Origin of the sequence: Brevibacillus sp. B_LB10_24, assembly GCF_046036945.1 — a bacterium.
GTDB lineage: Bacteria > Bacillota > Bacilli > Brevibacillales > Brevibacillaceae > Brevibacillus_C.
On sequence record NZ_JBJQOQ010000026.1, the window covers coordinates 67,456 to 73,960 of the forward strand.

Here is a 6,505-nt window from a genome sequence, read left to right on the forward strand (position 1 = left end):
ACCAATCCTTTGTGAAGGGGATGAGCAACGTGGCGTTTGATCAAAACGATCGCGAAAAGACCAGCCAAAAGGAAGTAGCAAATCAAACCACCGCCAATGGCAGCATCAATGGCCAAACGGTCAACAACGCAGACCGCGGCAGCGACTTCGACACGGAGTTTGCCGCTGACAGCTGGATGGGGGCTGTCTTGAATCCGGAGGCTGCAAGGCCGAGCGGAAATCAGGCTTGCACCGGCAAACAGCAGGCAAACGACCAAGCGGACGAGCCGGATACACCGGTCGACCAGAGTGCTGAAGTCGCCACCCATCCCGCTTACCAGGCGCCAACATCTTTGCTTGGCGTACCGGTAGCGATGGATCAGACGGATGATACTGCCAAAGAAAAAGAAACCAAGTACGAAATGGGTTCGGAGTTTACCCCAACGGTAGGTCCGATCAATGCTCCTAGGAATGAGGAACGGGACGATCTTCGCTCAGCGGATGGCGGAGATACAGAGACAGATTCTGCAGGAAGCACGATGGGTATGGTTGGAATCGGCCTGTCCATACTCTCCTTGTTTTTGCTCCCCTATTTGCTGGCTCCTGCCGGCATCATTGTTGGGTATCTGGCTTTTCGCCGCAATGCTCGTACAACAGGCACGTGGGCAATGGTAATCGGTGCTCTGGCCATTCTGGGCGCGGTGCTCATTTACCCGTACTACCGGGCTCACTAAATATGTACGTCATGCTCCAAGGATGATCCTTGGAGTTTTTTTGTTTCTTTACTGCCTGTACAGTTCTGAGCGAAAAGGGGTTAAAGCGGCGATCACCGCTTCACTGAAGACACCGGCCCGCGTAATCCGTCCATTGGTAAACAGGCCGTATGCCCCGTCGCGATGGTTTCTGCCGGATGTGCCGCCCAGTTCGTCGATGATCTGGCTCAGTTCAAGCGACTCCGCTTTTATCCGCTCGCCGATTTTCCGCGGGATGGGAAAATGCAGTCCTTTTCCGAGAAATAGCTGCTGCCCGTCCCAAGCGGCGCAGACAGACAGCAAGTACCACTGCTGAGTATACTGCGCATCATAGGTGAGTCCGCCCTCCAGGCCCAGTCCGATATCTGCTTCGGGCACTGCCGAGGCTACGGCCTTCGCCCGGTTAATCGCCCCTTGGATGGTCTCCGCTTCCGACAGCGGTTGATCAGACACTCCTGAAGGCACAGCATGGCAAACAGGTTCCATTCCCGTGGCAAGCACCACGGCTGCGCGTTTCGCTTGATTTGTCGTACCTAGTGCGAGTTTCATGGATGTCCTCCTCCTGGAATCGATCTGATCGAACTAAAGTATACCACAAAAGAGCAAATTTCCTTCCATTCACGATTCCCCTTTTCGTGTGATAAGATGAGGGAAAAAGATGGGGAGGGCCAGGTTGATGAAGTTTACCAAAATGCATGGTCTCGGCAATGACTATGTTTATATAAACGGCTTTGAGGAAGATCTCTCGCAGGTCGATCTTCCCGGACTCGCACGGCGGATCAGCGACCGCCACTTTGGCGTCGGCGGAGACGGAATGATCCTGATCCTGCCTTCGGACAAGGCTGATTTTCGCATGCGGATCTTCAACATCGACGGAAGCGAAGGGAGAACCTGCGGCAACGGACTTCGCTGCGTCAGCAAATACGTGTATGACCACGGCCTGACTGACCGCGTTCAGTTTACGATTGAGACCCTGGGCGGCATTGTCACACCTGTCGTCGAACTTGGCCCAAGCGGATTGGTCGAGCAGGTCGTCATCGATATGGGGGAACCCCGGTTGACCAGAAGCCAGATCCCCATGACGGGTCCTGCGGACGAACAGGTGATTCAATATCCCGTTACGGTGGCGGACCGCACGTTTTACATGACTGCCGTATCCATGGGCAACCCGCACGCTGTGTTGATGGTCGATCATTTGGACGAGCAGGACGTTTTGACGTACGGACCGCTGCTGGAAGCCCATGAATGGTTTCCCGAACGGACCAATGTGGAGTTTATTCAGATCAAAAACCGCCAGGAGATCTTGTTCAAAGTCTGGGAGCGGGGTTCGGGCATCACCCTCGCGTGCGGTACGGGAGCATGTGCGGCTGCCGTCGCGGCTATCTTGAGCGACCGGACAAATCGAGATGTAACCGTGCATTTGCCGGGGGGCAGTCTGCAGATCGAATGGCGGGAAAGCGACAACCACGTCTATATGACCGGACCGGCAGCAGAGGTTTTTACTGGGGTATACTTGGAGGAAATTCCGCAGAAATAAATGCAAAAAAGTGGTTGTTTGCCTTAGATATGCGCAAACAACCACTTATTCGTAAGGAGCCTGAAATCTGCCCGCCATCTATCCGTTGTAAACCTCCGTCAGGTACGTTTGTACATCCGTCGGCTCAAACTGGTCGGATGAGCGTTTCATGCGATCCAGCTCCCGCTGCAGCCGCTTCAGTTCGTCTTCCATTTTCTTTATTTTTTCTTGTATGGCTGTACTTCCCGTCATCGATGTCTCTCCTCCTTGATGTTGGAACCAAACTAAATGTAAAGATAATTCTAACAAGTCACTTTGGCAAAGTAAAGGAGAAGATTATGGAAAAATGACGGATGATTTTCCCGGCAGCAGCCCCGCCGGACTGCGGCCCGTGCGCCTTGGGTAAAATAGCAGAGAAGCAGGAAAAAACCTTGGAATCTGTTTCGTGATGAACGATAATTGAATGGAGAAGAAGGTTTAGCAGGAAGGGTGTCTTTTGTGATTTACCTTGACAACAGCGCAACAACCCAGCCGCATCCGCAGGTGATCGAAGCGGTAAAGCGGGCGATGGACAACTATTACGGCAACCCCTCGTCGCTTCACTCCATGGGGATCGAAGCGGAAAACGTCTTGAAGCAGGCCAGGCAGGTTGTGGCCCAGGCCCTGGAGGTGAAACCGTCTGAAGTATTTTTTACTTCCGGAGGGACAGAAAGCAATAATACCGCATTAAAGGGAGTTGCCTTTCAGTTTCAACAACGCGGGAAACACATCATTACGACACAGGTAGAACATCCCTGTGTCTACGATGTTTGCAAACAATTAGAGGAATTTGGCTTTTCCGTGACGTACTTGCCCGTCGACGAAGACGGCCGGGTTTCGCCGGACGAGCTTGTACGGGCGATTCGGCCTGATACGATCCTCGTGTCCGTGATGCACGTAAACAACGAACTGGGAACCATCCAGCCCATCGATCAGATCGGAAAGCTCTTGAAGCAGCATCCCAAAATCGTCTTTCACGTCGATGCCGTGCAGAGCTTCGGCAAACTTCCGATTCGCATGCACGAATGGGGAATTGATCTGCTTAGTTTGTCCGCCCATAAATTTTACGGCCCCCGCGGCATTGGCGTGCTGGCAAAACGGGAAGGCTTGCAGATTCAACCGCTCTTGACAGGTGGCGGACAGGAAGCGGGACTTCGCTCCGGAACGGAGAATATCCCGGGGATTGCCGGCATGGCCAAAGCGATCCGTCTGGCTGAGGAAGACCGAGATGAGGAAACCAAGCGGCTGTACGACCAGCTGCAGAGACTACGCCAGGGGATCGAGCAGCTCCCCGATTGCGTCGTCAACACGCCTAAAACTGGCACAGCCCCTCACATCATGAACTTCTCCGTGCCGGGAGCAAAGGCGGAGGTTTTGCTGCACGCGCTGGAAGAACGCGGCTTTCTCGTCTCCACCAAATCAGCATGTTCCTCCAAAACAGGCGAACCCAGCCGCATTCTGCTCGCGGCAGGCATGGGGCATGAGCGGGCGGTATCGGCCGTACGGGTTAGTCTTGGACGAAACAATCAGACGCAGGACATCGAGCAATTTTTGCTTGCACTCAAGGAGTGTATCAACTATATTCGACCTTTGATGAAGAAGTGAAGGAGACAGGTATGGAGTACGATGCTATTTTAATACGTTACGGCGAGTTGGCTCTGAAGGGGCGCAACCGCGAGGTGTTTGAAGAGACGCTGCTTCGCAGCGTAAAATCGGTTTTAAAAGAATTCCGCCGCTGCAGGGTGTGGCGCAATTACGGACGGATGTACGTTGAACTGAACGGGGAGAGCACCGGTGAGATCACTGGGCGGTTGCAGCGCATTTTTGGCATTACGTCCCTCAGTCCAACGATTAAGGTGGAAGCGGACGAGGAGGCGATCAAACAGGGAGCGGAGAAACTGATCGCCTCCATGTCCACAAAGCCTGCCACATTCCGTGTCGAGACCAGGCGCGCCGACAAGCGCTTTCCGCTTCAATCGATGGAAGTGAGCCGTTTGGTGGGAGGACACATCCTGAAAAATGTGCCCGGGATCAAGGTTGACCTGCATCACCCAGAGGCAACCATCAGCATCGAAATCCGCACGGAAGGGACGTTCCTTTTCACTGAGACGCTGCCAGGAGCAGGCGGTTTGCCGGTAGGTACGGCCGGAAAAGTGCTGCTCTTGCTGTCAGGAGGCATCGACAGCCCGGTTGCCGGCTGGTCGATGATGAAGCGGGGGGTTACCCTTGAGGCTATCCACTTTTACAGCTATCCGTTTACAAGCGAACGCTCCCTGGAAAAGGTGCGGGACCTGGCCCACAAGCTGACCAAATGGGGCGGCTCGATTAACCTGCACGTAGTTCCGTTTACCGAGATACAGACATCGATTCGCGAAAACTGTCCGGAAGACTACACGATCACGATCATGCGCAGGTTTATGATGAGAATCGCCGAGCGGATCGCAGCCAAAACGGGTGCGCTTGCCCTGGCCACCGGGGAAAGTCTGGGACAAGTCGCCTCGCAAACGCTGGAGAGCATGAACACGATCAACAGCGTGGTGAATATCCCGATCTTGCGGCCGCTGGTAGCATCGGACAAGACGGAAATTACCGAGGTTGCCAAGCGAATTGACACCTTTGAACTATCCATCTTACCGTATGAAGATTGCTGTACGATATTTACGCCAAAAAATCCGGTAACCCGGCCGCGTCCGGAGACGGCCAGCCGATACGAGGAGAAGCTTGACATTGAGACACTTGTCTCGCGTGCCGTAGAGCAGACGGCTGTGGAAGTCATCACCACTCAGCCGCGCGGGGCCGTTGCCGATTTGTTTTAGCTTGAAGACAGTGCAGGGAGGAGAATCATGATCATTCGCTATGAACGCAACGGGAAGATCAAGCACGGTTGGACTGTAGCGGAAGAAAATAAGCTTCGTGTGATTGAAGGAGATATTTATAAAAGAGACGGGAAATCGACAGTCATGACCGGACTGGAATTGCCGCTGAGTGAGGTGAAGGTGCTGACCCCGTGCACACCCAGCAAGGTGGTCTGCATCGGAGTCAACTACAAGGATCACGCAGAAGAGGTCGGGATGAAACTGCCGGAGGAACCGCTGATGTTTCTCAAGCCGTCTACAGCAGTGATCGGTCCGGAGGAAGCCATTGTGTACCCGGCATTGACGAGCAACCTGCATTACGAAGGGGAATTGGCCGTCGTAATAAAAAAACAGGCTTATCGAATCAAGGCAGAGGAAGCGGATGACTATATCCTCGGTTTTACCTGTGCCAATGACGTGACCGCGAGAGATCTGCAAACGCACGATGGACAGTGGAGCAGGGCCAAAGGATTTGACACGTTTTGTCCATTGGGGCCGGCCATTGCGTCTAAATTGGATTACGACAATTTGCGGATTACGACGAGAGTAAACGGGGAGGTTCGCCAGGATTCCTGTACCAGCCAAATGGTGTTTAAGATCCCGCAATTGCTCGAGGCGATTACCTCCGTCATGACGCTCCTACCGGGTGACGTGGTGCTTACTGGAACTCCGGCAGGAGTAGGACCGCTGCAGCCGAGAGATGAGGTCTCCGTTACGATTGAAGGAATTGGAACATTGACGAACCGGGTCCTGGCTGAAAGTAAATGAGAGGCACCCTCTTACCGCCGGTAAGAGGGTGTTTTGCGATCTGGCCTCAGTAATCATCAGGCATCTCCGGCTGGTCATTGGCCGGATGGGAGCCGGGAAACTGTCTGCTGAGGTCTTCATGCAATTCGCGGTTCTCGTAGCCAAACTGCGTGGGGGAAGAGTACTGGCCTTCCTCCCAGCCAGTTGCTTTGCCAAGTCTGATTTCATTGGTGGAGGCGCCGTATGGGCCCTCGGGAAATTCTTCGCGGGCAACCTCATTTCGCGTGGATTCTACTGTGCGAAGTTCGCTAAAGTGTTTCCGTTTACCCATTCCTACTCACCTGCCTTTAGTTTGTTATGTTAGTATGCGTATTTATGCGAAACTTATCTGCAGGCAAGAATGTTTTATTTGTGATAATTTTCCTGTTGACCTGCGGTGTACTGATTTGCTATATTAATCATTGTCGCTGCGAACGAAAAACGATAGCAAAAAATAACTCTTGCAAAGTTGAGTTCGATGTGATAGTATTATAAAGGTCGGCACTTGATACCGGCGATACAAATTAGAATGTTCTTTGAAAACTGAACAGCGAAGCGTTTTAGTGAGTAATCACAAG

General features: G+C 53.1%; 8 protein-coding genes. 5 read left to right on the forward strand and 3 right to left on the reverse strand.

Translation table 11 applies throughout. The features are described 5' to 3' along the window. Window positions 1-29: 29 nt before the first annotated feature. Window positions 30-713 carry a hypothetical protein gene (locus ACI7RC_RS20315; protein WP_408110026.1) on the forward strand — a complete coding sequence of 228 codons (684 nt, stop codon included), beginning with the start codon at window positions 30-32 and terminating at the stop codon, window positions 711-713. 48 nt (window positions 714-761) lie between these two features. Here the strand turns inward: ACI7RC_RS20315 and ACI7RC_RS20320 are convergent, their stop codons facing one another. Beyond that, on the reverse strand, window positions 762-1,280 hold the full coding sequence (locus ACI7RC_RS20320) for a DUF84 family protein (protein ID WP_408110027.1): 519 nt from the start codon (window positions 1,278-1,280) through the stop codon (window positions 762-764). A gap of 127 nt (window positions 1,281-1,407) precedes the next feature. Here ACI7RC_RS20320 and dapF point away from each other — a divergent pair, with 127 nt between their 5' ends. Next, the gene (gene dapF, locus ACI7RC_RS20325; protein WP_408110028.1) at window positions 1,408-2,268 is read left to right on the forward strand and encodes a diaminopimelate epimerase; all 861 of its coding nucleotides are present in this window, start codon (window positions 1,408-1,410) and stop codon (window positions 2,266-2,268) included. A 78-nt stretch (window positions 2,269-2,346) separates the two neighbouring features. On the opposite strand, the gene ACI7RC_RS20330 is transcribed toward dapF, so the two are convergent. Then, window positions 2,347-2,499 carry a hypothetical protein gene (locus ACI7RC_RS20330; RefSeq protein WP_408110029.1) on the reverse strand — a complete coding sequence of 51 codons (153 nt, stop codon included), beginning with the start codon at window positions 2,497-2,499 and terminating at the stop codon, window positions 2,347-2,349. A gap of 246 nt (window positions 2,500-2,745) precedes the next feature. Here ACI7RC_RS20330 and ACI7RC_RS20335 point away from each other — a divergent pair, with 246 nt between their 5' ends. From ACI7RC_RS20335 to ACI7RC_RS20345, 3 genes are read left to right on the forward strand one after another with little or no spacing between them, the layout of a single operon-like run. After that, window positions 2,746-3,891 carry a cysteine desulfurase family protein gene (locus ACI7RC_RS20335; RefSeq protein WP_408110030.1) on the forward strand — a complete coding sequence of 382 codons (1,146 nt, stop codon included), beginning with the start codon at window positions 2,746-2,748 and terminating at the stop codon, window positions 3,889-3,891. 11 nt (window positions 3,892-3,902) lie between these two features. Beyond that, a complete protein-coding gene (gene thiI / locus ACI7RC_RS20340) occupies window positions 3,903-5,102 on the forward strand; it encodes a tRNA uracil 4-sulfurtransferase ThiI (protein WP_408110031.1) in 1,200 nt (399 codons plus the stop codon). Between the two features lie 27 nt (window positions 5,103-5,129). Continuing rightward, window positions 5,130-5,909 carry a fumarylacetoacetate hydrolase family protein gene (locus ACI7RC_RS20345; protein ID WP_408110032.1) on the forward strand — a complete coding sequence of 260 codons (780 nt, stop codon included), beginning with the start codon at window positions 5,130-5,132 and terminating at the stop codon, window positions 5,907-5,909. A 46-nt stretch (window positions 5,910-5,955) separates the two neighbouring features. On the opposite strand, the gene ACI7RC_RS20350 is transcribed toward ACI7RC_RS20345, so the two are convergent. Then, the gene (locus tag ACI7RC_RS20350) at window positions 5,956-6,219 is read right to left on the reverse strand and encodes a hypothetical protein (RefSeq protein ID WP_408110033.1); all 264 of its coding nucleotides are present in this window, start codon (window positions 6,217-6,219) and stop codon (window positions 5,956-5,958) included. Window positions 6,220-6,505 lie beyond the last annotated feature (286 nt).